This window comes from Limnohabitans sp., assembly GCF_046052765.1.
Taxonomy (GTDB): Bacteria; Pseudomonadota; Gammaproteobacteria; order Burkholderiales; family Burkholderiaceae_C; genus Limnohabitans.
In genome coordinates, this window is record NZ_JAVLFQ010000067.1 from 30,252 (window position 1) to 54,873 (window position 24,622).

Sequence of the window (24,622 nt, forward strand, 5' to 3'; positions counted from 1 at the left end):
GTTTTATGTCTTTGATCCAAGGCTTACGTTTTAAACATATCGCCGCTTTGTCTGTGCTGGTGCTGTTGCTCGCCTGGGGTGCTTGGCGATTCACCGATCTGACAGCCATGTGGCAGCGTTATGCCTCAGGCAGCAATACTGCCACTGACAAAGCCGCTGTTAAAACCGGTGATAAATCAGGTGATAAATCAGGTGATAAATCCAAATACAGTGGCGGCAGACCCGGCAACAAAGACATGGGCGAGGGTGGTGGTAAGCCCACACCGGTGAGCACCGATCAGGTCAAACGCATGGATATGGTGTTGACGGTGCAAGCCTTGGGCACCATGACCGCGATGAACACGGCGGTGGTGCGTTCACAAGTCGATGGTGTTCTCAAATCATTGCGATTTACCGAAGGCCAACAGGTGCAAGCAGGCCAGGTGTTGGCGGAAATTGATGCGCGGGCGTTTGAGGCGCAACTCAACCAAGCGCTGGGTCAACTGGCACGCGACAACGCCCAATTATTGAACGCGCAATTGGATTTACAGCGTTACCAGGACTTGTTGAAAAAGGACGCGATCGCGCGCCAGCAAGTCGACACACAAGCGGCATTGGTATCGCAGTTGCAAGGAACCGTACAAGCCGATCAAGCCCAGGTAGACACCGCCAAATTGCAATTGTCTTACACGCGCGTGACCGCGCCTATCAGTGGCAGATTGGGATTGAAGCAGGCTGAGTTGGGCAGTCTGGTGCGCGCCGGCGACCCCAATGGCTTGGTCAGCATCACCCAAACGCAACCGATGGCGGTGGTGTTTGCTGTACCTGAAATGCACGTACCGCTGATCATGCGCAAACTCAAATCTGGCCAAGCCTTGACCGTACAGGCTTGGGACCGCGAACGCAAACAAAAACTCGCCAGCGGGCGTGTCAGCACCACTGACAATGCGATAGATATCGCTACCGGCACCTTGAAGCTCAAAGCAGCATTGGACAACCGTGACGGCCAGTTGTTTCCTAACCAGTTTGCTCAAATCGAATTGCAACTCGATACCTTGAAAAATACCTTGGCCGTGCCGACTGCATCGGTGCAACGCGGTGCGCAAGGCAACTTCGTGCTGGTGGTGCAAAGTGACGGGACGGTCAAATCGGTGGCGGTGAAATTGTCTGCCGTGCAAGACGACAGGCAAGCGATTCAGTCCGATGAATTGAAAGAAGGCGACAGCGTGGTCACCGACGGCGCAGACCGATTACGCTCAGGCAGCAAGGTCGAGGTGGTGAAAGCCGCCAAGCCATGAACCTGTCGCGGTTGTTCATACTGCGTCCGGTTGCCACATCATTGTTGATGCTGGCCTTGTTGCTGTCTGGTGCATTGGCTTACCGCTGGTTGCCTGTGGCATCGCTGCCGCAAGTGGATTACCCCACCCTACAAGTCACTGCGATTTACCCTGGCGCCAGTCCGGATGTGATGACGGCATCGGTCACCGCGCCGCTAGAGCGTCAGTTTGGCCAAATGCCGGGGCTGGCGCTGATGACCTCGGTCAGCTCCGGTGGCGCATCCGTCATCACACTGCGTTTTTCTTTGAAGTTGCCGCTGGACGTGGCCGAGCAGCAGGTGCAAGCCGCTATCAACGCGAGTGCAAATTTTCTGCCGACTGATTTGCCCATGCCCCCGGGTTACAGCAAGGTCAATCCGGCGGACGCGCCCATCATGACGCTGGCGGTGAGTGCCGACGACATGCCGATGACGTTTATTCACGATTTGGTGGAAAACCGACTGGCCATGCGTTTGTCACAGGTCAGTGGTGTGGGACTGGTCAGTATCGCCGGCGGGCAACGTCCAGCCGTGCGCGTGCAGGTGAATCCGCAAGCCTTGGCGGCCGCAGGTTTGTCACTGGAAGATGTGCGTAGCGCCATCAACTTGTCCAACGTGAACATGGCCAAGGGTAATTTGGATGGCGCGGCGCGCGCTTCCAGTTTGGATGCAAACGATCAGTTGCGATCGGTCAAAGACTACGAACACATGGTGCTGGCCTATGTCAGAGGCAATCCATTGCGCTTAGGCGATGTGGCCGATATCGTGCAAGCGCCAGAGAACAACCGCTTGGCCGCTTGGGCAAACGATAAACCCGCGATCATCGTGAACATACAGCGACAGCCCGGCGCCAATGTGATTGAAACCGTCGAGCGTATTCAGCAACAACTGCCTGTGTTGCGCGAAGCCATGCCGCCGGGTGTGAAAGTGCAGGTGCTGACCGACCGCACGGTGACCATACGCGCTTCAGTGCGGGATGTGCAGTTCGAGTTATTGCTGTCTATCGCGTTGGTGGTGATGGTGATATTTTTATTTTTGCGCAGCGCAGCAGCCACCTTGATTCCGGCGGTGGTGGTGCCATTGTCGTTGGTCGGCACATTTGGCGTCATGTACCTGGCTGGGTTTTCCATCAATAACCTCACCCTCATGGCGTTGACAGTCGCCACGGGTTTTGTGGTGGATGACGCCATTGTCATGATCGAAAACATTGCACGCTATTTGCAAGATCCGAACAAACCCATGCGGCCTTTGCAAGCGGCATTGGAAGGCGCGAGACAAATCGGTTTCACCATCATCTCGCTGACGTTTTCGCTGGTGGCGGTGTTGATACCACTGTTGTTCATGGGCGATGTGGTGGGACGCTTGTTCCATGAATTCGCCATCACGCTGGCGGTGGCTATTCTTATTTCAGCGGTGGTGTCACTGACCCTCACGCCGATGATGTGCGCCTATGTATTGCAGCCGGTTTCCAAGCAAGCCAAGTCGGGCAATGGCTTGCATACACCGGTTTGGTTGCAATGGACCATCGATCGTTACGCCTCTGGATTGCAAGCGGTGTTGAACCGGCCATTGCAAACCTTGGCTGTGTTTGGAATCACAGTGTTGATGACCGTTGGTTTGTATGTGTGGATGCCTAAAGGTTTTTTTCCGTTACAAGACACGGGCGCGGTACAGGTGATCACCGAGGCCACGCAGTCGACCTCGTTCGCGGCCATGTCTGAGCGGCAACAGGCCTTGGCGGCGGTGTTGTTGAAAGACCCGGCGGTGCAAAGCCTGAGTTCGTTCATAGGTGTCGATGGACCGAACTCTACTTTGAATACGGGGCGCATGACTTTGAATCTGCTACCCAAATCGCAACGTGATGCACCTTTGGCCGACATATTGCAACGCCTGTCTCAATCGGCCAACCGCATCAGCGGCATGCACATCTACTTGCAAGCTTTGCAAGACCTGACACTTGAAGATCGGGTGGCGCGTACCCAATACCGTTTTTTGTTGAGTGGCCCTGACAACGAAGCGCTAGGTGTGTGGTCGCAGCGTTTGCTGTGGCAGTTGCGACAGCACAGTCAACTCGCGGAGGTCGCCAGTGACTGGCAGGACCAAGGCTTGCAGGCTTATGTGCGCATTGATCGCGATGCGGCGAGTCGATTGGGGGTGAGCGTGATGGCGATAGACAACGCGCTGTACAACGCATTTGGGCAACGGCTGGTGTCGACCATTTTCACGCAAAGCAACCAATACCGTGTGGTGCTGGAAGTATCTGCGAAAGACCGCATGGGGCCACAGGCACTGGCGCGGTTGAGTGTGCCATCGACCAGCGGGGCGCAAGTACCGCTCAGCAGCGTTGCTGTGATTGAAGAACGGCCTGCATTACTCAGCCAAGTGCATGTCAACCAATTTCCGGCGGTTACCTTGTCGTTTCAGCCCGCTGAAGGCGCTTCCTTAGGTGAAGCGGTGGCGGCGATTGAGCAAACTTGGCAACATATGCGCACGCAGGACAAGGTGCCCGATAGCATTGAGTCGCGCTTTGAGGGTGCTGCATTGGCGTTTCAAGCGTCGCTTGTTCACAGCCTGTGGCTGGTGCTGGCTGCGGTGGTCACCATGTACATCGTTCTCGGTGTGTTGTATGAAAGTTATATACATCCAGTGACGATTTTGTCTACCCTTCCGTCGGCTGCTTTGGGTGCGTTGTTGGCGCTGTGGCTGGCGCGTATGGACATCAGTTTGATCGCCGTCATTGGCATTATTTTGTTGATCGGCATAGTCAAGAAAAACGCCATCATGATGATCGACTTTGCGCTGGATGCCGAACGACACCAAGGCCTGTTGCCGCGGCAGGCCATAGAGCAGGCTTGTTTGTTGCGTTTCAGACCGATATTGATGACGACGTTATGCGCCTTGCTGGGCGCTTTGCCATTGATGCTGGGCACTGGCGTGGGCAGTGAATTGCGTCACCCGTTGGGCGTGACCTTGGTCGGCGGCTTGATCGTCAGTCAATGGTTGACCTTGTTCACCACACCAGTGATTTATTTATTGCTGGCGCGTTGGACGAAGACAGGTTCAAGCGTAGACACAGCATGAACCTGTCATCTGTATTTATAGCCCGTCCGGTTGCCACCACGTTAATGAGTTTGGGCGTGGCACTGGCTGGTGCGTTGTCTTACCGCATGCTGCCAGTTGCTCCTTTGCCGCAAGTGGATTACCCAGCGATTTCGGTGCAGGCCAGTCTGCCCGGCGCCAGTCCAGAGACCATGGCAGCCACTGTTGCCACGCCGTTGGAGCGTGCTTTGGGCAGCATTGCCGGCGTCAACGAGATGACCTCCACTTCTTCGCAAGGCAGCACGCGCATCAGTCTGCAATTTGATTTGGAGCGAGACATCAACGGTGCGGCGCGCGATGTGCAAGCCGCCATCAATCTGGTGCAAACCTTGTTGCCCACCGGCATGCCCGGGCGACCCACTTACCGCAAAGTCAATCCGGCTGAAAGTCCGATGCTCATCATTGCGTTGACTTCGCAAAGTTTTTCTCGCGCTTCCATGGTCGATCTGGCGTCGACTGTGCTGGTGCAACGCTTGTCGCAGGTCGATGGTGTGGGACAGGTCACTATTGGCGGTGGTGCATTACCTGCAGTTCGCGTGGCGGTACAACCAGAACGCATGTCGGCTTATGGCATTGCTTTGGAAGATGTGCGCCAAACATTGGTGGCTGCCAATGCACACCGCCCCAAAGGCATGGTGGAAGACGCGAACCAGTCATGGCAAATCGAGGCCAACGACCAGGCCCGCACACCTGAGCAATACGCAGGCATGGTTATCCGCTACCAAAATAACCGCGCAGTACGTATACAAGATGTTGCCAAGGTGAGCGAGGCCATGCAGGATGTGCGCACAGACGGCATCTCGCAAGGCAAGCCAGCGGTGCTGATGGTGCTCTACCAGCAACCCGGCGCCAATGTGATAGAGACGGTGAATGCAGTCCGCCGCTTGCTGCCTTCGCTGCAAAAAGATGTGCCTGACGGTATGGGCATGGAAGTGGTGTCAGACCGCACGCCTACGATTCGCGCATCCCTTGTGGAAATTCAAAAATCTTTGGCCTTGTCCATGGGCTTGGTGATACTGGTGGTGGCATTGTTTTTGAAACGCTGGCGTACAGCTTTGATACCGGCCGTGGCCGTGCCTTTGTCGCTGGCGGGTACGTGTGCGGTCATGTACCTGATGAAGTTCAGTTTGAATAACCTCAGCCTGATGGCCTTGACGATAGCCACGGGTTTTGTGGTCGACGATGCCATTGTGGTGCTTGAGCACATCACCCGCTTGCGCGAACGTGGCATGCCATTGCGTCAGGCTGTATTGCAAGGCACGCGGGACATCGGTTTTACGGTGGTGGCTATCAGCGTGTCCTTGGTGGCGGTGTTCATCCCCATTCTTTTCATGGGCGGTGTGCTGGGACGGTTGTTCCATGAATTCGCGGTGGTGATGACCTCTGCCATTCTGATATCGCTGCTGGTATCACTGACCACCACGCCGATGATGTGCGCGGTGTTGCTACCAGCACAAAGCAAACCTTTGGAAAAAAACCGTGCTTCGTCGCGCATGGCAAACGGGTACCGCCGCAGTCTGGCCTGGACCTTGCGGCATCAATGGGTGATGTGGCTGGTGTTGATCGCCACCATCGTGTTGAATGTCAGCTTGTACCGGAGCATCCCTAAAGGTTTTTTCCCGCAGCAAGACACTGGTCGTATCAACGGCTATATTCGCGCCGACCAAAGCTCTTCGTTTTTAGCCATGCAACAACGGTTGCACAGCATGCTGGCGATTGTGCAAGCCGACCCGGCGGTGTTGAATGTCACGGGCTTTACCGGCAACAGCCAGCGCAATGCGGCGCAAATGTTCATGACCTTAAAGCCACGCCATGAACGCGATGTCAGCGCAGATGAGGTGGTCAAGCGTTTGCGTGCCAAGTTATCCAAAGAACCCGGCGCACGTTTATTCATGACGCCGGTGCAAGATTTACGAATAGGCGCACGCAGCAGCGACTCGCAGTTCGAGTACAGCATCAAGGCCGACGAGTTGTCCGAGTTGCGACAGTGGGAACCCAAACTCAGGCGTGCCATGGCCAAACTCAAAGAACTCGAAGACATCAATAACGACTACGAGGACAGGGGTCTGCAAACCTCGCTGGTGATTGACAGGGATGCCGCGGCTCGATTGGGCTTGTCTATGCGCAGCATAGACAACACTTTGGCCAATGCCTATTCGCAACGCCAGGTCAGCACGATTTACAACCCGCTGAATCAGTACCGCGTGGTGCTTGAACTCGCCGCCGATCATTTGCAAAACCCGTCAACGCTTGACAGCTTGCAGTTCATCAACGACAAGGGCCAAGCGGTGCCGCTGCGTGCGTTTGCCCAAGTGATGATGACCGCAACCTCACTGTCGGTGTCGCACGACGCGGGCGTGCCGTCCGATACTTTCAGCTTCAGTCTGGCGTCTGGCGTGAGTTTGTCGCAAGCCACAGAGGCCATCAATGACACGGTGGCGCAACTGCATTTACCGGTGTCGGTGCGCGGCGGATTTGCAGGAACGGCCAATGCGTTTGAAAAATCTTTGAAAACTCAGCCTCTGTTGTTGCTTGCTGCTTTGGTTACTTTGTATTTGGTGCTGGGCGTTTTGTATGAAAGCCTGTTGCATCCACTGACGATTTTGTCTAGCTTGCCGTCAGCCGGTGTGGGCGCATTGCTCACACTGATGTTGTTTGACACAGAGTTCAGTGTGATCGCCATGATAGGCGTGATTTTGCTGATCGGTATTGTCAAGAAAAATGCTATTTTGATGATTGATGTGGCTTTACAAAACCAACGTGAAGGTCGCAGCCCAGCCCAGTCGATTTATCTGTCGGCGCAAACTCGGTTGCGCCCGATTTTGATGACCACCACCGCGGCCATGTTGGGCGCGATACCGTTGGCGTTGGCCCATGGCGTCGGTGCTGAGATGCGACAACCATTGGGTTTATCGGTCCTGGGTGGATTGGTATTGAGTCAGTTGTTGACCCTGTACACCACGCCGATCGTGTTTGTCGGATTGGAGCGATTGCGTGCAATGTTGCTGGGTCGCAGGTCATCAGACGCGCACAGGCACAATCCAACTTCTATGAATGGACAGATGGCATGAGTTACCGACTTGGTCAGTTGACTGCGCTTGTGGCTTGCACAGTATTGGTTGCTTGCAGCAGTTGGTTCAAGCCCGCCCGTTTACCGGTTGCCCCTGTCATGCCTGACATGCAAAACACAGGCGGTGTAGAAATTGATCCAGATTGGTGGACTTTGTTTAACGACGCTGAACTCAATCGGCTGCAAATGCAAATGGGGCAAGGCAATTTGAATGTGCAGTTGTTATCTGCCAAGGTCAGGCAAGCACAAGCCACACTGCTTGGCGCACAAGCCAATTTATCGCCCACGGTATCAGTCAGTGCGGGCGCCAGTCGATCACAAACTGCAGGTGGGACAGCGGCCAATACGCTGAGTGTGACCACACCTGTCAGTTGGGAGTGGGATGTCTGGGGTCGCTTGGACGCGTTGACCACGGCGGCCAAGACAGGGTTGCAGGCCAGCCGCGAAGACTTGGCGCTGGCTCGCTTGTCTGCACAAGCGAGTCTGGTACAAACCTATGTCTCTATTCGAAATGCGGAGCAGCAAGCGCTGGTATTGCATCAGGCGCTTTCTGCATATCAGCGTGCCTTGCAATTGACCAGCTACCGCTACGACGCTGGGGTAGTGTCTGCAGCCGATGTGGCGCAAGCGCAGTTGCAACTCAGCACGACACAAGCGCAGTTGATTGATGTCAATAGCAGTCGCATGCAATTGCTGCATGCCTTGGCAGTGTTGTTGGGACAAGCACCGGGTGAGCTTGATTTGGCTGCCAACGCTGCGTTGCCTGTTGTACCTGCATTGCCCGAGGTGGTGTCTGCGGATTTGATGCAACGCCGACCCGATGTGAGGGCTGCACAGCAGCGCGTTTTGTCGGCGCAGGCCAATGCTGGTGCGGCACAGGCAGCGTTTTTTCCCAGTGTGATTTTTACAGCCAACGCCGGTTACAGCAACAACGGTTTGAGTAACTTGTTCACTGCTTCCAATTTGTTGTGGTCAATGGGCCCAAGCATGGCATTGACTGTGTTGGATGGAGGCAAACGCAAGTCGGTGCAGGCGGAGACACTCGCTGCGTTGGATGCCGCAGGTATTGCCTACAAACAAACAGTGTTACAGGGTTTGCAAGAAGTGCAAGACAACCTGGTGGCTGCTTATCAATTGCAATTGCAGATTCAGGCGCAAGCGTCAGCGGTAGATGCTGCCAAACGCAATGTGAACATCGCTGAAGCGCAATATGCAGCGGGAACCGTCAGTTACTTGAATGTAGTGACCGCGCAAACCGCTGCGCTTGCGGCCGAACGCAGTTTGATAGACATACAAAGCCGCCGCGTGTTGGCAGTCACGCAGTTGATGAAAAACTTGGCCGGGCGGGTGGAGTGAATGCGTTTTTGATGGCACAGTGAATCAAGCTGTTTAATCCGCACGCAATACAGGGTGCTGAGAAATCGCTTTGACACGCGCATGCTCGATGCGCTTGCCCACATCCAAACCGTTTAAACCTTGCCGCATGGCTTGCTCGGCAATCAAAGCTGTATCTACATGGAGTGCTTCGTTCAATAAAGCTTGCAACCGCGCCGACTGCGGGTAGTCACGTGCTTGTAACCCTAAGCGACCGCGCGCATCGCATTCGCAGGCTTGCAGCAACAAGGCAAAACGCTCGGGACGACGCAGCGCATCGCAGCGCACCAACAATCGCAGCACTGCCTCGGCGCCTAAGGCCAAGCTGCCGTGGACATGGCCATGTTCTCGCGCCACCACATCGGCAAGTTCGCGGCAATGCACAGGCACACGCCAGCGCTCACACAGGCCGCGCAACAATTTGACACTGCGTTCCTCATGCCCAATGTGTCTTGGCAGTTGGTCAGTGGCGGTTGTTCCTTTGCCAAGGTCGTGACACAGCGCTGCAAAACGTACTTCAAGCGGCGCATTCACCTTGGCGGTTTCATCCAATACCATTTCCACGTGCATGCCGGTATCTATTTCAGGATGGTGCGCTGGCGGTTGCGGTACACCGTACAAACGGTCAACCTCGGGCAGCAAAATATGCAAAGCGCCGCACTCTCTGAGCACTTGCAACATGCGCGAAGGCATGGCAGACATCAAACCCTTGGACAATTCTTGCCAGACCCGCTCGCTGACCAAAGCATCGACCTCGCCAGCCTTCACCATGTTGCGCATCAATTCAAGTGTCGAGGGCGCAACTGAAAAATTCGGGAAACGCGCAGCAAAACGCGCCACCCGCAGTATGCGTACCGGGTCTTCGCGAAACGCATCGGTCACATGGCGCAACACTTGCTGTTGTATGTCTTGTTGTCCGCCATAGGGATCAATCAGCGAGCCGTCTTCGGCTTGTGCTATGGCGTTGATGCTCAGGTCGCGTCGTGCCAAATCTTCTTCCAGCGTCACTTCAGGCGAAGCATGCACCACAAAACCTTTATAACCAGGCGCGGTCTTTCGTTCTGTGCGCGCCAGTGCGTATTCCTCGTGGGTGAGCGGATGTAAAAAAACTGGAAAGTCTTTTCCTACAGGCGTAAATCCCTGCGCGGCCATGGCTTCGGGCGTGCTGCCCACCACCACCCAGTCACGGTCAGCACCGCTGATGCCCAGCAATCTATCGCGCACTGCGCCGCCAACGAGAAAAGTTTTCAACGGGAAAGTCCAAAAGAAAAAGAATGCATGCGGCACTTTAGCGCATGAATAGTCCTACACCTCGGCCTGTGAGTTAGTCAGCCAGTTGGCGCAGGCTGTGTGTTTTATGACTTCAAAGGAAACACGCTTTGCAGGCTAGAAGGGGTGGCAACACCGAGTTGCGCCAGCCCGGGCCATTGCCCGTGGCTGATGTTGTCGACCTGCATGGAGGCCAGGTTGTCTCGACTCATCAACGGCGGCCCTGGCAACAGTTCCATCATCAACGCTTGTACATACCCCAGGGCCTTTGGTAAGCCCCACACAGTTCGCGGATGACCGGCCCACGCACCAGCGTGTTGCACCAGTTGCTTCAAAGTGAAGGTATGCGGCCCGGCTAATTCGTATACGAGTCCAATGGTTTCGCGGTGTAACAGTGCATACACCATGGCTTTGGCCACATCTTGCACCCATACCGGCTGAAACCGGGTGCCAGCGCCCGCCAATGGAACAAAGGGTGCGATCGACTGTAAACGCGCAAACAGCTGTATGAATGCATCATCTTCACCAAAAATAACACTCGGTCGCAGCACAGTCAATTGCAAACCATGCACCACTTCAGACTGCAACGCAGCTTCACCTTGCGCCTTGCTGCGTTGGTACATAGACGGGCCGTGTTGGTCCGCACCCAAGGCGCTGACATGCAACATGCGCTTGACACCGGTTTGCACACAGGCATGCGCAATCTGGCGCGGCAGTTGCACATGCACTTTGTCAAAAGCACTCCTGTCACCGTGCAGGATCGCCACCAGATTGATCACAGCATCATGCCTTGGCATCAATCTGCTCCATACATTCAAGTCGTGAACATCTGCCTCTACGACTGTGATCAACGGCAGCATTTGCACTGAGCGTGCAGGTAATCGCCTGGTCACAACAGTCACGTTCACACCCGCACGGTTGAGCGCTTCGCACACATGGCGGCCGACAAAACCGCTGCCACCTAAAACAAGAACATTTTTCATAAGTAGGAATGTAGCCTGTTCCTTGGGCCGAGTAACTTAGCTTGTGTGATAAGCGGAGTGATAATCTGGGAATGAACCAACTTGATGCATTAAAGCTTTATTCCACGGTGGTGGCAGACACCGGTGATTTTCAGCAAATTGCTCGATTCCAACCGCAAGATGCCACCACCAACCCGTCTTTGATACTCAAAGCAGTACAAATGCCGGCATACCAGCAACTCTTGCAAGACACGCGGGCACAGCATACAGGCGCGCCACTCGATGTGGTGATGGACCATTTACTGGTTAAGTTCGGATGCAGCATTTTGGCGTTGATCCCCGGCAGGGTATCGACCGAGGTGGATGCCAGACAAAGTTTTGATACCGAGGCTACCGTGGCACGTGCTCAACGCATCATGGATTTTTACCAATCCCAAGGTATTCATAAGTCACGCGTATTGATAAAAATTGCAGCTACTTGGGAAGGTATACAAGCGGCTGCCCGGCTTGAACGCGAGGGTATTCACACCAATTTGACCTTGTTGTTTTCATTCACCCAGGCGGTGGCGTGCGCTGATGCTGGCGTCAAATTGATTTCCCCATTTGTCGGCCGCATCTATGACTGGTATAAAAAATCTGCTGGTTCGCAATGGGATGAGGCGGCGAATGCTGGCGCCCGTGACCCAGGCGTACAAAGCGTCGCTCGTATCTACAACTATTACAAAAAACACGGCATCAAGACCGAGGTCATGGGGGCGAGTTTTCGAAATACCGGTCAAATCATTGCGCTGGCCGGTTGCGATTTGCTGACCATCAGTCCTGAGTTATTGGCTCAATTGCAAAGCACAGAGCTTGAGGTGCAGCCCGCTTTGAGCCGTGACAAAGCCGCCCATATGGCTTTACCAGAAGTGCATTTGCATGAGTCCTCATTTCGTTTTGCCATGAATGATGAAGACATGGCCCACACTAAATTAGCCGAAGGCATTCGTGCCTTTTGTTCGGATACCGAAAAGCTGGATACCTTGCTTTTGAAATAAAAAAGGCTTAAACAGTCAGATCAACTTGCATGCCTTTGTTAAAGGCAAGTGCCGGATGATGGACCCGCACCACCCGCAGATTAACGGGTCGGGGCTTGGGCAACAGCCAGTGCCGCGCCGTTTGCGGTAAGACGCAAGCAGTGACAAACACTTCATCTGTAGGGGCTGCAGAAATCGCGTGTTTGAAATCACGCGATTCATGTAGTGCGATAGGCTTCATTTAGACTATTTAGTACGTTGAATTACCTAAATAGTAACAAAACAAAGTTATTTTTAGTACATATAAACTAAATAAAACACTTATTTTTGTATTAAAACCACAAAAGTATTCATTTTTTCACCAAGCTCAGGCAGGGATCGGTGCGTGGTTGCGCAGGTGTTACCCATACGAAGTCTGCAATGCCTTGGAAACCTTGCGCCCAAGCAGATTGTTCGCTTGTAGTTGCAAACGGGGCGTGTTCGAGGAAAAGCACACTGACAAGGCGCAACTCAGGGCGGTTGTGGCGAATGATTTGTGGCACGCCCAGGTGTTTCCATGCGTGTCCGTTGCCTGCGATCAGCACAGCAGGTAAATGCTGCAGTATTTGTTCAGACATGGTTGCATCACGGGCCCGTTGCACAGCGACCATGGCATCAAACATGGTGGCGGGCAAGGCGCCGCAATGGCCTTCATCAATTTCTTGTCGCAGTTGTTTCAGTTCATCACCATTCAAGCTGGCCCGCTCGAGCAAAGCTTGAATCTCATTGGGCAGACTGTGACCCTTGCTTTTGAAAATATCGCGTGTTTGTGACGGCGTGATATTGCCGCCGTGGATAGGCAGTCCGTTACTGCGGGCTGCTGAAAAAACAGGTTCATGCAGTGGCCAGCCCCAGGCTGCAGCATCAAAACCTGCACGCTCCAAACCCGCAAGCAAGGCTTGGCTGTTGTCTACTTGCAGTCCGGCGCTCAATGGTTCAGCCACCACCTGGCGGCCAGCCATGGATGGGTCACTCAGCAGCGTAGCGCGTAACACATGGTGACGTGGGTTGTCGTGGATTTCGCCGAGTACAAGAATATCTGCTTGTTGCACCGACTTTAAAAATTCAACCGATGAGAACGGTTGACCGCTGGTAACTTCAAGCAAGGATTCGCCGGATACGTTTGGTTCATTGGAATGAACTTGCTGACTCCACATCAACAAAAAATACAAAGCGGTCAGAACACGGTATCGAAACTTGAAAACTTTCATGTCGAAATCAAAAAATGGAAAAACCATGCTGACCCAAAATATGGGGCGATTGAGATGAGAGAGCTTAACTGGGATATGAACTATCTAAAGCCAAAGCCCTGCAAGGCGTGAACCTTGCAGGGCTTTGGGTTTTTAAAAGCCTTAAAGCTTTGAGGATGTCAAAGAAAACAGAGCAAAGAGTGATTGAATTGAAAGTGGTTAGACCACGATGAATTGATACAACTTTGCCCCGTATTCCCTCGCAAGCAGCAATTACATGCCCATGCCGCCCATACCGCCCATGCCACCCATGTCGCCGCCAGGCATACCGCCGCCAGCGCCTGACTCGTCCTTAGGCGCATCAGCCACCATGGCTTCAGTGGTCAACATCAGTGAAGACACTGACGCTGCGTTTTGCAGCGCAGTGCGTGTCACTTTGGTGGGGTCCAAAATACCCATTTCGATCATGTCGCCATAGGTGTCGTTGGCGGCGTTAAAGCCGTAGTTACCTTTGCCGGCCAACACTGCGTTGACCACCACAGAAGGCTCGCCACCGGCGTTGTAGACAATTTCGCGCAAAGGAGACTCAACCGCTTTCAACACCAGTTTGATACCGGCGTCTTGGTCAGCGTTGTCACCTTTGATGTTGCCTGCAGCTTGACGGGCACGCAGCAATGCCACGCCGCCGCCAGCCACGATGCCTTCTTCCACCGCGGCGCGGGTTGCGTGCAATGCATCTTCCACACGTGCTTTTTTCTCTTTCATTTCGACTTCGGTGGCAGCGCCAACCTTGATCACTGCCACGCCACCGGCCAACTTGGCCACGCGTTCTTGCAGTTTTTCGCGGTCGTAGTCGCTGGTCGCTTCTTCGATTTGAATGCGGATTTGTTTGACGCGTGCTTCGATGTCAGCAGCAGCACCAGCACCGTCGATGATGGTGGTGTTTTCTTTGCCGACTTCGATACGCTTGGCAGAACCCAGATCGGCCAACGTGACTTTTTCCAAGGTCAAACCGACTTCTTCAGCAATCACCTTGCCGCCAGTCAGAATAGCGATGTCTTCCAACATGGCTTTGCGGCGATCGCCGAAACCTGGTGCCTTGACAGCAACCACTTTCAAAATACCGCGGATGGTGTTGACCACCAAAGTCGCCAGCGCTTCGCCGTCCACTTCTTCGGCAATGATCAGCAAAGGACGACCGGCTTTGGCCACGGCTTCCAAAGTGGGGAGCAGTTCGCGGATGTTGCTGATCTTTTTGTCGAACAGCAGCACAAACGGGTTGTCCAACAGCGCGACTTGTTTGTCGTGGTTGTTGATGAAATAAGGCGACAAATAGCCACGGTCAAACTGCATGCCTTCGACGATGTCGAGTTCGTTTTCCAATGACTTGCCGTCTTCCACGGTGATAACGCCTTCTTTGCCGACTTTGTCCATGGCTTTGGCGATGATTTCACCGATGCTGTGGTCGCTGTTAGCAGAAATGGAGCCGACCTGCGCAATTTCTTTGCTGGTGGTGGTGGCTTTGGAAGCTTTGTGCAGCTGTTCGATCAGGGCAGTTACGGCTTTGTCAATGCCGCGCTTCAAGTCCATGGGGTTCATGCCTGCTGCTACATATTTCATGCCTTCACGCACAATAGCCTGAGCCAGAACGGTGGCAGTGGTGGTGCCGTCACCTGCATTGTCAGATGTCTTGGAAGCCACTTCCTTGACCATTTGAGCGCCCATGTTTTGCAATTTGTCTTTGAGCTCGATTTCTTTGGCCACGGACACACCGTCCTTGGTCACCGTGGGGGCGCCGAAAGAGCGCTCGAGCACCACGTTACGGCCTTTAGGGCCCAGGGTTACTTTGACTGCATTGGCCAGGATGTTGACACCCTCGACCATGCGTGCGCGGGCTTCGCCGCCGAAAATTACGTCTTTTGCTGCCATGTTAGGACTCCAGAAATATCAAATGAGGGTTACGGACACTTTGGTCGGGAAAATAATTGTGTGACGTGCGGACGTCAGGCCAGGCGCACCGCGAACAGCCGCCAGTTCGTACTTTTGTACGTGAGGATGGCGAGCATGGAGCAAGGACGCATGGCGTTCGCTTAGTAACAATTACTTCTCGACCACTGCGAAAAGGTCTTCTTCTTTCATGACCAACAGCTCGTCGCCGTCGACCTTGACGGTCTGGCCGCTGTATTTACCGAACAAAACGCGGTCACCAACTTTGACGCTCACGGCAGACAGATCGCCTTTGTCATTTTTCTTACCTGGGCCGACGGCAAGTACTTCACCTTGGTCGGGCTTTTCAGCGGCGTTGTCAGGAATGACAATGCCTGAAGCGGTTTTGGTTTCGCTTTCAATGCGCTTGACGATCACGCGATCATGCAATGGACGAAGTTTCATGGGTTCTCCTGAGGGAAACTGAACAAGACAAATGAGGCACCTAGGGTGCACAAACTCAAACCGGTCTTGGCTGTATTGTTAGCACTCGACCGACTAGAGTGCTAATGATAAGGGTAAACGACTGGAATTCAAGGCTTAAGCCCCAAACAAGCCCATAGATTTTTAAAAACTATAAAGATAGTAGTCATTCTGCCGATACTTGTTATTCAAGTGAACCTTGAAATTTAAAACAGGCAGGGAGGAGATATGAGAATAGATGCCGTCGGCCTGAATCGACCGCTCAACCGTATGCAAGGCCCCATCAAGAAAGTTGCCGGCGTTGCAAAACCATTGACCATGGCCCTCACAGAGATGGACGAATCACCGTTTCCCGAGGCCGCTGAGACTTTGCGCGGCAAAACAAACGATGCGCCCAAGCACACCCTAGATACGCTGGGTAGCCAAGTGGATGTGTGGGTATAGTGAGTTTGGACGGGGTGAGAGGGCTCAAATCTGCGCTTTTGAGTCCCGACTGTAGCGCTCTAGCAGGCCAAGCTACACCCCCCAAGGGGCCGTTGATGTTCAGTCAATTTACAAACAAATGTTATTTACATGCAGGGAAACTGTCAGCCAGGGAGTTGATAACATAGCAAAATCTTTTCTTTAGCCATCAACCCTCGAGTTTGACCCGACCATGAAAAAAATACTTTTGCTGTCTTTGTTGTGTATGAATTCTTTGGCTTTTGCACACTGTGCAGGCGCCGTACCTTGTGAAATCAAGTACGTGGATTTGGCTTTCACTAAAACCAAATTGACAGGAGATGACCTTGAAAAGGCCAAAGCCATGAGAGCGCAAGGTGAAAAGCTATTCAAAGAAGGCAATGAAGACGACGCGTTGAAATTGCTGCAAGAAGCCAAGAAGTTTTTACAAGAAGGTCCTGCAAAAAACTAAGCATCCTCAAACACTCATTGAGTCGCCATCCCATCCCATCCAATGCAATATCCTTATAAGCTTTTTGTTTTTTCCTTATTTGTAATCACCCTTTCCTCTGTACAAGCAGGCGACATGGCAGAGTGCTCAAAATTAGAAGACAAAGACAAAAAAGCTTTTTGCATGGCCAATTACGCGGCCAGTGGCACTTACTGCGACCAAATCAAAAATGGTGAAATGCGCCGTGACTGCATGTTCAGGGTGGTCAAAAAGCAGCGTGAATTAAGTTACAAAGTGGTTAACAAACCCAAACCTAGCGAAGAAGAAGCCAAATAGCGGTTAGCTTTGTCGGTTGAGTAGTTGCTCTGCCAATTCTGCCAAGGCCTGTTTATAAGGGCTTTCAGGTAAAAACTTCAATGCGGACAGAGCAACTTGCGCTTGTGCTGAGGCGGCATCACGGGTGACTTGCATGGCCCCTGTCTGGCGCACGATGTCAGCAATCTTTTGTAAAGCCTCAACCTCACCGTTTTCAATGGCTTGCTTGATCAAGGCACATTCTTCTGCGTTGCCGCGTTGCATGGCGACGATCAAAGGCAAAGTAGCCTTGCCTTCGCGCAAGTCGTCACCCAGATTTTTACCGATCAAAGCAGCGTCGCCATCGTAGTCCAGCACATCATCAATGACCTGAAACGCAGTTCCTAGCGCTTGGCCATACGCTGCACAAGCCTCCTCTATTTGCACAGAGCTGTGGCAAAGAACGGCAGGCAAGCGGGTGCTTGCTTCAAACAATTTGGCGGTTTTGCTGCGTATGACAGTCAGATAGTCTTGTTCGCTGAGTGAGGCGTCGTGCATATTCATAAGTTGCATGACCTCGCCCTCGGCAATCACATTGGTGGCTTCAGACACGATCTCCAAAATACGCAGGTTTTGACATTCAACCATCATTTGAAATGCACGGGAATACAGAAAATCACCCACCAACACACTGGCTGGGTTTCCGAAAGAGGCGTTGGCGGTGGGTTGATTGCGACGTAGTTGCGAGTCGTCGACCACATCATCGTGCAGCAAAGTCGCGGTGTGTATGAATTCGATCACGGCGGCCAATTTATGGTGGTCACTGCCTTGGTAGCCAAGAGCCCCAGCCATCAATAACAACAATACTGGACGCAAGCGCTTACCACCGGCCAAAATAATATGTTGAGAAACCTGTCCCACCAAAGGCACGCCAGAGCTCAGGCGCTGCGTGATGAACTGGTCCACAGCCAGCATGTCCTGTCCGATCAAGCCAGTGACAGCTTTGGGTTGGGTGGATTCAGGGGTGCTCAAATCATTTATTCTCTCTAAAGCTGGAAATTATAGGCACCGCTAGCCATTGGCTGAGAAAAATAGGCATAAAACCATTTTGCGTGCTAAAATGTTCGGCTCTGCTGAAATCCGTTGGCAGAGCAAATGAAGAGTCTATCTTTCAGAGGTTCGTATGTACGCAGTCATAAAAACCGGTGGCAAGCAATATCGCGTGTCGACCGGCGAAAAAATCAAAGTAGAACAGATCGCTGCGGACGTTGGCCAAGAAATTGTGATTGACCAGGTTTTGGCTGTCGGTAACGGCGCTGAAATCAAGGTTGGCACACCCTTGGTGTCCGGTGCTACTGTCAAAGCCATGGTCGTTGCCCATGGCAAGCACGACAAAGTGCGCATTTTCAAAATGCGCCGTCGCAAGCATTATCAGAAACGTCAAGGCCATCGCCAGCAATTCACTGAATTGCAGATCGCCTCTATCCAAGCCTAAGGAGCAATCACACCATGGCACAGAAAAAAGGCGGCGGCTCCACGCGAAACGGTCGCGATTCCAACCCCAAGATGCTCGGCGTCAAGGCGTTCGGTGGCGAACACATCACTGCAGGCGCCATCATTGTTCGTCAGCGCGGCACCAAGTTCCATCCTGGCACCAACGTCGGTATCGGTAAAGACCACACCTTGTTTGCGCTGGTTGAAGGCCATGTGTCTTTCTCCATCAAAGGTTCTTTGAACAAGCACATGGTGAATGTGATACCAGCTTAAGGTACACACCCATCCCGAAAAGCCCCGCAAGTCGGGGCTTTTCTCTTTAAGATCACCCCATGAAATTTGTTGACGAAGCGTTTATAGACATCATTGCCGGAGACGGTGGGAATGGCTGTGTGTCCTTTCGTCATGAGAAATACAAAGAATTCGGCGGTCCCAATGGCGGCGACGGCGGCCGTGGCGGCAATGTGTATGCGGTGGCCGATCCCAGCCTCAACACCTTGGTCGATTACCGGTTTTCGCGCCGCCATGAAGCCAGACGCGGTGAGCATGGCATGGGCTCGGACATGTTTGGCGCAGCAGGGGATGACATCGTATTGAAAATGCCAGTCGGCACCATGATGATTGACGCTGAGACCAACGATGTGTTGTACGAGTTGCTCACGCCTGGCGAGATGATCTTGATAGCCAAAGGCGGCGACGGCGGTTTCGGCAATATGCGTTTCAAAAGCTCGATCAACCGCGCCCCGCGCCAAAAAACGCCAGGCTGGCCGGGGGATCGCAAAAGCTTAAAGCTCGAACTCAAAGTGCTGGCCGATGTCGGTTTGCTAGGCATGCCCAACGCCGGTAAATCTACCTTGATCAGCGCCATCTCCAATGCCAGACCCAAGATTGCCGACTACCCGTTCACCACGTTACACCCCAATTTGGGCGTGGTGAGGGTGGCTGCGGAGCAAAGTTTTGTGGTCGCTGACGTGCCCGGCTTGATCGAAGGTGCCGCCGAAGGAGCAGGATTGGGGCATCAGTTTTTGCGACATTTACAACGCACGCGTTTGTTGTTGCATATGGTTGACATGGCTCCGTTTGACGATGCGGTGGATCCAGTGGCGCAGGCCAAAGCGATTGTGCTGGAGCTGAAAAAATATGACCCCACCTTGTATGACAAACCGCGCTGGTTGGTGTTGAACAAACTGGACATGGTGCCCCACAGCGAGCGTGAAGCGCGGGTCAAAGATTTCGTCAAACGCTTCAAATACAAAGGCCCGGTATTTCAGATTTCTGCACTTAACCGTGAAGGCTGTGATGGATTGGTGCGAGCCATCTACGACCACTTGGAAAAGCAGTTCAAGTCCACGCAGGTAGAAGTCGCACCTGATCCACGGTTTGCGCAATTGACTTGACAACGCATGTGAATTTCCATGACTGAAGCTGCCCACATTCTGCGAGACGCGCGACGAATCGTCGTCAAAGTCGGCTCCAGCCTGGTCACCAACGAAGGTCGCGGCTTGGATGAACAAGCCATTGGCGAGTGGTGCCGCCAGATCGCCACATTGATACATGCCACTCATAAACGCGAAATCATCATGGTCTCCAGCGGCGCTATCGCCGAAGGCATGAAGCGTCTGGGCTGGGCAAAGCGGCCGCACGAAATTCACGAATTGCAAGCGGCCGCGGCTGTTGGTCAAATGGGTCTGGTGCAAATGTACGAAAGCAAACTGCGTCAGCACGGATTGGGCAGCGCCCAGGTGCTTCTGACGCATGCTGATTTGGCCGACCGCGAGCGGTATTTGAACGCCCGCTCGACCCTGAACACCTTGCTGCTACACAACGTGTTGCCGGTCATCAACGAAAACGATACTGTGGTTAACGACGAGATCAAATTCGGAGACAACGATACGCTGGGTGCACTGGTGGCCAATTTGGTCGAAGCAGACGCTTTGGTCATACTGACCGATCAACAGGGTTTGTTTACCGCTGACCCGCGCAAGGACAAAACCGCTACGCTGGTACAGCAGGCGCAGGCTGGGGATCCGGCACTCGAGACCATGGCTGGCGGCGCGGGTTCCAGCATCGGGCGTGGCGGCATGCTGACCAAAATTTTGGCGGCCAAGCGGGCCGCCGGTTCGGGTGCCAGCACGGTGATCGCTTGGGGCCGGGAGCCGGACGCTTTGCTGCGTTTGTGCGACGGTCAAGCCATCGGTACTTTATTGGTGGCCCCCACCCAGAAACAACAGGCGCGTAAACAATGGATGGCAGACCATCTTCAATTGCGCGGTTCACTGTTGATAGATGACGGGGCAGTCCACAAACTTTTGGGTGAGGGTAAAAGCCTGTTGCCCATAGGCATGCACAGCGTCAAGGGCGAGTTTTCACGCGGCGATGTGATCGCCATCAGCGATTTGCTGGGCAACGAGTTGGCTCGCGGACTGGCCAATTACGCCAGCGCAGAATGCCGGCTGCTGTGCAAAAAACCGTCTAGCGATATTGAAAAATTACTCGGCTATGTGGCTGAGCCAGAGATAGTGCACCGCGACAACTTGGTACTGATGCGCTGAATGCTTTTTATTCGCCAATAGTCAATGCGGCCCTGTCCTCGGTCGAGTGCTGGCGAACTTACTCGGTCGGTGGAAATGCGGCCCTGTCCTCGGTCGAGTGCTGGCGAATGCCTTGGCGTAAAAAAGAGCTGCGGGTCTCCAGACGCGGTAAATAGCGAGACAACTCGGTCAAGGCGAGTTCATAAACCCCCCGCTTGAACTCGACAACGGAGTCCAGTGGTACCCAATATTCGTTCCAACGCCAAGCGTCAAATTCGGGGTGTGTACTGGCACGCAAATTCAATGCATGGTCAGGCACTACCAATTGCAGCAAAAACCAAATTTGTTTTTGCCCCTTGTAATGACCACGTGCATCCTTGCGGATATAGCGGTCCGGCACTTCATAACGCAACCAGTCGCGGGTTCTGGCGACAATGCGCACATGCTCAGCTTGCAGTCCCACTTCTTCCTGCAATTCCCTGAACAAAGCCTGCTCGGGTGTCTCTCCCCGGTCAATGCCGCCTTGCGGAAACTGCCAGCTGTGGGTGCGGATGCGCTTGCCCCAAAAAACCTGATTCTTCTGGTTCAGCAGAATGATGCCGACGTTAGGCCGAAAGCCATCACGGTCAAGCATAATCAAACCTCAAAAATTTCAACTGAGGCCATTATGCACAGCATCCGGCTGGCATCAATAGGCCGATAGGTTTCATCCCTTAAAAAAAGCCACCAAGTTGGCGTTCACTGTTGCCCATGAAAGCTTCCCAGTTCCTGATTTCCACTCTCAAAGAGGCTCCGGCCGACGCCGAAGTCGCTAGCCACCAGTTGATGATGCGCGCCGGCATGATCAAAAAACTGGGTGCGGGTATTTACACCTATATGCCCATGGGTTTGCGCGTCATTCGCAAGGTCGAGGCGATCGTGCGCGAAGAAATGAACCGCGCCGCTGCCATCGAATTGACCATGCCGGTGGTGCAGCCGGCCGAGCTCTGGCAGGAAACCGGACGTTTCGAGAAGATGGGCCCCGAGTTGCTGCGCATCAAAGACCGGCATGACCGCGACTATGTGGTGCAACCCACCAGCGAAGAAGTGGTGACCGACATCGCTCGCCAAGAGCTTCGCAGTTACAAGCAGCTACCGAAAAATTTTTACCAGATACAAACCAAGTTTCGCGACGAGCGCAGACCTCGGTTTGGCCTGATGCGCGGGCGCGAGTTCATCATGAAAGACGCGTACAGCTTTGACCGCGACGCTGCTTCGGCGCAAATCAGTTACCAAAGCATGGCGCAGGCTTACCGCCGCATTTTTGACCGCTTCGGTTTGCGTTACCGCGCCGTGGCGGCCGACAGCGGCGCTATCGGCGGCGACCTGAGCGAAGAGTTTCAAGTGATTGCTGCTACCGGCGAAGACGCCATCGTGTATTGCCCGAACAGCGATTACGCGGCCAACATGGAAAAAGCCCAAGCGCTGGCACCTGCGCAGCCGCGCGGCGCGGCTTCGGCAGCTTGCACGTTGACACCGACCCCAGGCAAAAGCACTTGTGAAGACGTGGCCGAGTTGTTGGGCGTGCCGCTGTCCACCACGGTCAAGTCGCTGGTCTTGGCTACAGACGAAACCGACGACAAGGGCGTGATTGTCAAAAGCCAAGTCTGGTTGCTGCTGGTGCGCGGCGACCATGACATGAACGAAGTCAAGGTCGGCAAGTTGCCGGGGTTTGAGAAAGGGTTTCGCTTTGCCACGCTGTCAGAGATTGACGAGCACTTCGGCTGCAAGCCAGGTTACCTGGGGCCGTTGAAACTGCCAAAGCCTCTCAAGACAGTGGCCGACCGCGACGTGGCAGTCATGAGCAACTGGATTTGTGGCGCGAACCAACCGGACCACCACATCACCGGGGTGAACTGGGGCCGCGACCTGCCCGAGCCCGACTTGGTGGCCGACATACGCAACGTGGTCGAAGGCGATGCCTCACCCGACGGTAAAGGGCTGTTGGCAATCGAGCGAGGCATTGAAGTAGGCCATATTTTTTACCTGGGTTCCAAATACAGCGCAGCCATGAACGCCACATTTTTGGCTGAAGACGGCAAGCCCCGTCTTTTCGAGATGGGTTGCTACGGCATAGGCATCACGCGTTTACCCGCTGCTGCCATTGAACAAAACCACGACGCCAAAGGCATCATCTGGCCGGACTCTCTCGCGCCTTTTACCGTGGTGGTGTGTCCTATCGGACCGGACCGCAGCCCTGAGGTGAAAGCCGCCGCTGAAGCCTTGTACGCCGAGTTGCTGCAAGCCGGTGTAGATGTGATGCTGGACGACCGCGGCGAGCGCCCCGGCGCCATGTTTGCAGACTGGGAGCTGATCGGCGTGCCGCACCGCGTCACCATCGGCGACCGCGGTCTGAAAGAAGGCCAAGTGGAGTACCAGCACCGCCGGGACGCCGAGCCGACCAAGGTGGCGCTGGCGGAAGTGGCGGGCTTGATCAAGGGCAAGTTTGTTGGATAAACAAATAATGTGATTTTTTGAAGATTAGAAAAACTCTTTCAAAAGTCAAGAATGGGTTTTCAGTATTTTTGAAATTAATGCGCTTAAATTCTCACCATCAATCTTTGTCTCAAACCGAACAGGCACGCCCTCTTTCTGCAAGGCCTGAAAGAATTTTTTCGCGCTGTCGATCTTGAAGCCTTCTTCATCTGCAATGCGATTTCTGGTTTTATAGCCCTTGGTTTCCACCACCAAATACAGGGCCTTGGCGTCCCCTTGGCGGTGTACCGCATAGCCGAAGTCAGGGTTGTATTTTTTGCCCAGCGGCGTAGGTATGTTGATGCGCGGTAACTTAGCGAAAACCGTCACGCTATCGAGCTGCGATTCGTCAACCGTTGTTCGCTCTATGTCGCTGTCCACTGGCATGATCGGATCTGCATAAAGCGATAAAGCCTGCACCGCTTGGTTGTGGATGTTGTGTAGCTCGCTGCCACACTCGGGTTGTCCCAACCTTCTTGCAGCGCCCACATAGAAAAAATAAACCTCAAGTCTGTGTCAGTCGACAGCAGTTTTTATTTCTCTTTCAAAATCAGGTTGATGGCTTCTTCTTGCGATTTGTCATTGTGCGAAGCCGCAAAATAGCCTTTGTGTTCTCGGTCAATGGCTTTGGCGGTGCGCTCCAGATAAGCGCGGTAGGCTGTGTCCAACTGCGGCTTGGCCAGCGTTCTTTCCAAATACGTCCGGTAGTGTTGTTCAAAGGCTTGGCATAGCCATTTGCATGGCGGCGGCATTGACGCGGATGTTGCCTCTGTCGTCCACCTCGACAGCTTGCGGGAACAATTAGCGCAAGGCTTCCAGTTTGTGGGCTGGATATACAAAAATGCTTATGACTTTTTGGATGCTAATTAATTCTATAAAAAATTAAATTGTTGTTATGTGAGAAAAAATTGCATAATTTCTAACATGAGTACTTTCCAGCTTATTCAAACCCAAGCCCGCAAGTTGGTGGCAGGGCAACTGTTGGCAGCGACAGATTGCTTGTTCCTGGGTTCCCGCGCTGCCATCGACCAGGCGCTTTACCGCATGGTCAAGTCGGGTCAATTGGTGCGCGTGTCCCGTGGTCTCTATGCGCTGGAACATCCTGCCCATGCACAAGCTCTCGCCGCCGCCTTGGCAGACAAAAAGGGTGGTTTATCGGTCAAAAAAACAACCAG

23 protein-coding genes and 1 pseudogene are annotated in these 24,622 nt (G+C 53.6%); 14 read left to right on the forward strand and 10 right to left on the reverse strand.

The window, feature by feature from the left end:
* Positions 1 to 5: 5 nt before the first annotated feature.
* From AC9UG7_RS10495 to AC9UG7_RS10510, 4 genes are read left to right on the forward strand one after another with little or no spacing between them, the layout of a single operon-like run.
* Positions 6 to 1,277, forward strand: coding sequence for an efflux RND transporter periplasmic adaptor subunit (locus AC9UG7_RS10495; RefSeq protein WP_509587426.1), 1,272 nt, complete (start codon positions 6 to 8; stop codon positions 1,275 to 1,277).
* A complete protein-coding gene (locus tag AC9UG7_RS10500) occupies positions 1,274 to 4,375 on the forward strand; it encodes a multidrug efflux RND transporter permease subunit (protein ID WP_509587429.1) in 3,102 nt (1,033 codons plus the stop codon). The genes AC9UG7_RS10495 and AC9UG7_RS10500 overlap by 4 nt, the downstream gene beginning before the upstream one ends.
* Positions 4,372 to 7,464, forward strand: a complete 3,093-nt coding sequence (locus AC9UG7_RS10505) for an efflux RND transporter permease subunit (RefSeq protein WP_509587472.1) — start codon at positions 4,372 to 4,374, stop codon at positions 7,462 to 7,464. The genes AC9UG7_RS10500 and AC9UG7_RS10505 overlap by 4 nt, the downstream gene beginning before the upstream one ends.
* Complete coding sequence (locus tag AC9UG7_RS10510; protein ID WP_509587431.1) at positions 7,461 to 8,819, forward strand: efflux transporter outer membrane subunit; 1,359 nt, start codon at positions 7,461 to 7,463, stop codon at positions 8,817 to 8,819. The genes AC9UG7_RS10505 and AC9UG7_RS10510 overlap by 4 nt, the downstream gene beginning before the upstream one ends.
* Positions 8,820 to 8,852: 33 nt before the next feature.
* Here the strand turns inward: AC9UG7_RS10510 and AC9UG7_RS10515 are convergent, their stop codons facing one another.
* Both AC9UG7_RS10515 and AC9UG7_RS10520 read right to left on the reverse strand, forming a co-directional pair.
* Positions 8,853 to 10,088, reverse strand: coding sequence for a multifunctional CCA addition/repair protein (locus AC9UG7_RS10515; RefSeq protein ID WP_509587434.1), 1,236 nt, complete (start codon positions 10,086 to 10,088; stop codon positions 8,853 to 8,855).
* Between the two features lie 104 nt (positions 10,089 to 10,192).
* Positions 10,193 to 11,089 (reverse strand): complex I NDUFA9 subunit family protein, encoded by an 897-nt coding sequence (locus AC9UG7_RS10520; protein ID WP_509587437.1) that lies wholly within the window; start codon positions 11,087 to 11,089, stop codon positions 10,193 to 10,195.
* A 71-nt stretch (positions 11,090 to 11,160) separates the two neighbouring features.
* Here AC9UG7_RS10520 and tal point away from each other — a divergent pair, with 71 nt between their 5' ends.
* Positions 11,161 to 12,105: a transaldolase gene (gene tal / locus AC9UG7_RS10525; protein ID WP_509587439.1), complete on the forward strand. Its 945-nt coding sequence runs from the start codon at positions 11,161 to 11,163 to the stop codon at positions 12,103 to 12,105.
* A 7-nt stretch (positions 12,106 to 12,112) separates the two neighbouring features.
* On the opposite strand, the gene AC9UG7_RS10530 is transcribed toward tal, so the two are convergent.
* From AC9UG7_RS10530 to groES, 4 genes are all read right to left on the reverse strand, one after another.
* A complete protein-coding gene (locus AC9UG7_RS10530; protein WP_509587441.1) occupies positions 12,113 to 12,325 on the reverse strand; it encodes a hypothetical protein in 213 nt (70 codons plus the stop codon).
* 109 nt (positions 12,326 to 12,434) lie between these two features.
* Complete coding sequence (locus AC9UG7_RS10535) at positions 12,435 to 13,334, reverse strand: ChaN family lipoprotein (protein ID WP_509587443.1); 900 nt, start codon at positions 13,332 to 13,334, stop codon at positions 12,435 to 12,437.
* A gap of 252 nt (positions 13,335 to 13,586) precedes the next feature.
* Positions 13,587 to 15,242: a chaperonin GroEL gene (gene groL / locus AC9UG7_RS10540; RefSeq protein WP_509587445.1), complete on the reverse strand. Its 1,656-nt coding sequence runs from the start codon at positions 15,240 to 15,242 to the stop codon at positions 13,587 to 13,589.
* Positions 15,243 to 15,413: 171 nt separating this feature from the next.
* Positions 15,414 to 15,704: a co-chaperone GroES gene (gene groES / locus AC9UG7_RS10545; protein ID WP_509587447.1), complete on the reverse strand. Its 291-nt coding sequence runs from the start codon at positions 15,702 to 15,704 to the stop codon at positions 15,414 to 15,416.
* 246 nt (positions 15,705 to 15,950) lie between these two features.
* On the opposite strand from groES, the gene AC9UG7_RS10550 reads away from it, so the two are divergent.
* The 3 genes from AC9UG7_RS10550 to AC9UG7_RS10560 all read left to right on the forward strand — a co-directional run bounded on the left by AC9UG7_RS10550 (position 15,951) and on the right by AC9UG7_RS10560 (position 16,950).
* Positions 15,951 to 16,166 carry a hypothetical protein gene (locus AC9UG7_RS10550; RefSeq protein WP_509587449.1) on the forward strand — a complete coding sequence of 72 codons (216 nt, stop codon included), beginning with the start codon at positions 15,951 to 15,953 and terminating at the stop codon, positions 16,164 to 16,166.
* Between the two features lie 211 nt (positions 16,167 to 16,377).
* Positions 16,378 to 16,635 (forward strand): hypothetical protein, encoded by a 258-nt coding sequence (locus AC9UG7_RS10555; RefSeq protein WP_509587451.1) that lies wholly within the window; start codon positions 16,378 to 16,380, stop codon positions 16,633 to 16,635.
* Positions 16,636 to 16,749: 114 nt separating this feature from the next.
* Entirely contained in the window at positions 16,750 to 16,950 is a 201-nt protein-coding gene (locus tag AC9UG7_RS10560) for a hypothetical protein (RefSeq protein ID WP_509587453.1), read from the forward strand.
* 3 nt (positions 16,951 to 16,953) lie between these two features.
* Here the strand turns inward: AC9UG7_RS10560 and AC9UG7_RS10565 are convergent, their stop codons facing one another.
* On the reverse strand, positions 16,954 to 17,883 hold the full coding sequence (locus tag AC9UG7_RS10565; RefSeq protein ID WP_509587474.1) for a polyprenyl synthetase family protein: 930 nt from the start codon (positions 17,881 to 17,883) through the stop codon (positions 16,954 to 16,956).
* A 208-nt stretch (positions 17,884 to 18,091) separates the two neighbouring features.
* Between AC9UG7_RS10565 and rplU the strand changes: the two genes are divergently transcribed.
* From rplU to proB, 4 genes are read left to right on the forward strand one after another with little or no spacing between them, the layout of a single operon-like run.
* Positions 18,092 to 18,403 (forward strand): 50S ribosomal protein L21, encoded by a 312-nt coding sequence (gene rplU, locus AC9UG7_RS10570; RefSeq protein WP_509587455.1) that lies wholly within the window; start codon positions 18,092 to 18,094, stop codon positions 18,401 to 18,403.
* A gap of 14 nt (positions 18,404 to 18,417) precedes the next feature.
* Complete coding sequence (gene rpmA, locus AC9UG7_RS10575) at positions 18,418 to 18,675, forward strand: 50S ribosomal protein L27 (RefSeq protein WP_509580242.1); 258 nt, start codon at positions 18,418 to 18,420, stop codon at positions 18,673 to 18,675.
* A gap of 59 nt (positions 18,676 to 18,734) precedes the next feature.
* A complete protein-coding gene (gene cgtA, locus AC9UG7_RS10580) occupies positions 18,735 to 19,799 on the forward strand; it encodes an Obg family GTPase CgtA (RefSeq protein WP_509587457.1) in 1,065 nt (354 codons plus the stop codon).
* A gap of 18 nt (positions 19,800 to 19,817) precedes the next feature.
* Positions 19,818 to 20,954, forward strand: a complete 1,137-nt coding sequence (gene proB / locus AC9UG7_RS10585) for a glutamate 5-kinase (protein ID WP_509587459.1) — start codon at positions 19,818 to 19,820, stop codon at positions 20,952 to 20,954.
* An 88-nt stretch (positions 20,955 to 21,042) separates the two neighbouring features.
* Here the strand turns inward: proB and AC9UG7_RS10590 are convergent.
* Positions 21,043 to 21,567: pseudogene (locus tag AC9UG7_RS10590) on the reverse strand (RNA pyrophosphohydrolase); the annotation flags it as partial.
* A 116-nt stretch (positions 21,568 to 21,683) separates the two neighbouring features.
* On the opposite strand from AC9UG7_RS10590, the gene AC9UG7_RS10595 reads away from it, so the two are divergent.
* On the forward strand, positions 21,684 to 23,429 hold the full coding sequence (locus AC9UG7_RS10595) for a proline--tRNA ligase (RefSeq protein WP_509587461.1): 1,746 nt from the start codon (positions 21,684 to 21,686) through the stop codon (positions 23,427 to 23,429).
* A gap of 45 nt (positions 23,430 to 23,474) precedes the next feature.
* Here AC9UG7_RS10595 and AC9UG7_RS10600 read toward each other — a convergent pair whose 3' ends face one another.
* Together AC9UG7_RS10600 and AC9UG7_RS10605 are read right to left on the reverse strand one after the other, a co-directional pair.
* Positions 23,475 to 23,936, reverse strand: a complete 462-nt coding sequence (locus AC9UG7_RS10600) for a restriction endonuclease (protein WP_509587463.1) — start codon at positions 23,934 to 23,936, stop codon at positions 23,475 to 23,477.
* A 44-nt stretch (positions 23,937 to 23,980) separates the two neighbouring features.
* Complete coding sequence (locus tag AC9UG7_RS10605) at positions 23,981 to 24,199, reverse strand: hypothetical protein (protein WP_509587465.1); 219 nt, start codon at positions 24,197 to 24,199, stop codon at positions 23,981 to 23,983.
* A 172-nt stretch (positions 24,200 to 24,371) separates the two neighbouring features.
* Between AC9UG7_RS10605 and AC9UG7_RS10610 the strand changes: the two genes are divergently transcribed.
* Positions 24,372 to 24,622 (forward strand): type IV toxin-antitoxin system AbiEi family antitoxin domain-containing protein (locus AC9UG7_RS10610; protein ID WP_509587468.1); only part of this gene is annotated, 251 nt, incomplete at its 3' end.

Excerpts from the sequence above, each read along its gene's own strand:
- AC9UG7_RS10495 (WP_509587426.1), top strand. The coding sequence starts at position 6 with ATGTCTTTGATCCAAGGCTTACGTTTTAAACATATCGCCGCTTTGTCT.
- AC9UG7_RS10500 (WP_509587429.1), top strand. The coding sequence starts at position 1,274 with ATGAACCTGTCGCGGTTGTTCATACTGCGTCCGGTTGCCACATCATTG.
- AC9UG7_RS10505 (WP_509587472.1), top strand. The coding sequence starts at position 4,372 with ATGAACCTGTCATCTGTATTTATAGCCCGTCCGGTTGCCACCACGTTA.
- AC9UG7_RS10510 (WP_509587431.1), top strand. The coding sequence starts at position 7,461 with ATGAGTTACCGACTTGGTCAGTTGACTGCGCTTGTGGCTTGCACAGTA.
- AC9UG7_RS10520 (WP_509587437.1), bottom strand. The coding sequence starts at position 11,089 with ATGAAAAATGTTCTTGTTTTAGGTGGCAGCGGTTTTGTCGGCCGCCAT.
- tal (WP_509587439.1), top strand. The coding sequence starts at position 11,161 with ATGAACCAACTTGATGCATTAAAGCTTTATTCCACGGTGGTGGCAGAC.
- AC9UG7_RS10530 (WP_509587441.1), bottom strand. The coding sequence starts at position 12,325 with ATGAAGCCTATCGCACTACATGAATCGCGTGATTTCAAACACGCGATT.
- AC9UG7_RS10535 (WP_509587443.1), bottom strand. The coding sequence starts at position 13,334 with ATGAAAGTTTTCAAGTTTCGATACCGTGTTCTGACCGCTTTGTATTTT.
- groL (WP_509587445.1), bottom strand. The coding sequence starts at position 15,242 with ATGGCAGCAAAAGACGTAATTTTCGGCGGCGAAGCCCGCGCACGCATG.
- groES (WP_509587447.1), bottom strand. The coding sequence starts at position 15,704 with ATGAAACTTCGTCCATTGCATGATCGCGTGATCGTCAAGCGCATTGAA.
- AC9UG7_RS10550 (WP_509587449.1), top strand. The coding sequence starts at position 15,951 with ATGAGAATAGATGCCGTCGGCCTGAATCGACCGCTCAACCGTATGCAA.
- AC9UG7_RS10555 (WP_509587451.1), top strand. The coding sequence starts at position 16,378 with ATGAAAAAAATACTTTTGCTGTCTTTGTTGTGTATGAATTCTTTGGCT.
- AC9UG7_RS10560 (WP_509587453.1), top strand. The coding sequence starts at position 16,750 with ATGGCAGAGTGCTCAAAATTAGAAGACAAAGACAAAAAAGCTTTTTGC.
- AC9UG7_RS10565 (WP_509587474.1), bottom strand. The coding sequence starts at position 17,883 with ATGCTGGCTGTGGACCAGTTCATCACGCAGCGCCTGAGCTCTGGCGTG.
- rplU (WP_509587455.1), top strand. The coding sequence starts at position 18,092 with ATGTACGCAGTCATAAAAACCGGTGGCAAGCAATATCGCGTGTCGACC.
- rpmA (WP_509580242.1), top strand. The coding sequence starts at position 18,418 with ATGGCACAGAAAAAAGGCGGCGGCTCCACGCGAAACGGTCGCGATTCC.
- cgtA (WP_509587457.1), top strand. The coding sequence starts at position 18,735 with ATGAAATTTGTTGACGAAGCGTTTATAGACATCATTGCCGGAGACGGT.
- proB (WP_509587459.1), top strand. The coding sequence starts at position 19,818 with ATGACTGAAGCTGCCCACATTCTGCGAGACGCGCGACGAATCGTCGTC.
- AC9UG7_RS10595 (WP_509587461.1), top strand. The coding sequence starts at position 21,684 with ATGAAAGCTTCCCAGTTCCTGATTTCCACTCTCAAAGAGGCTCCGGCC.
- AC9UG7_RS10605 (WP_509587465.1), bottom strand. The coding sequence starts at position 24,199 with ATGCCGCCGCCATGCAAATGGCTATGCCAAGCCTTTGAACAACACTAC.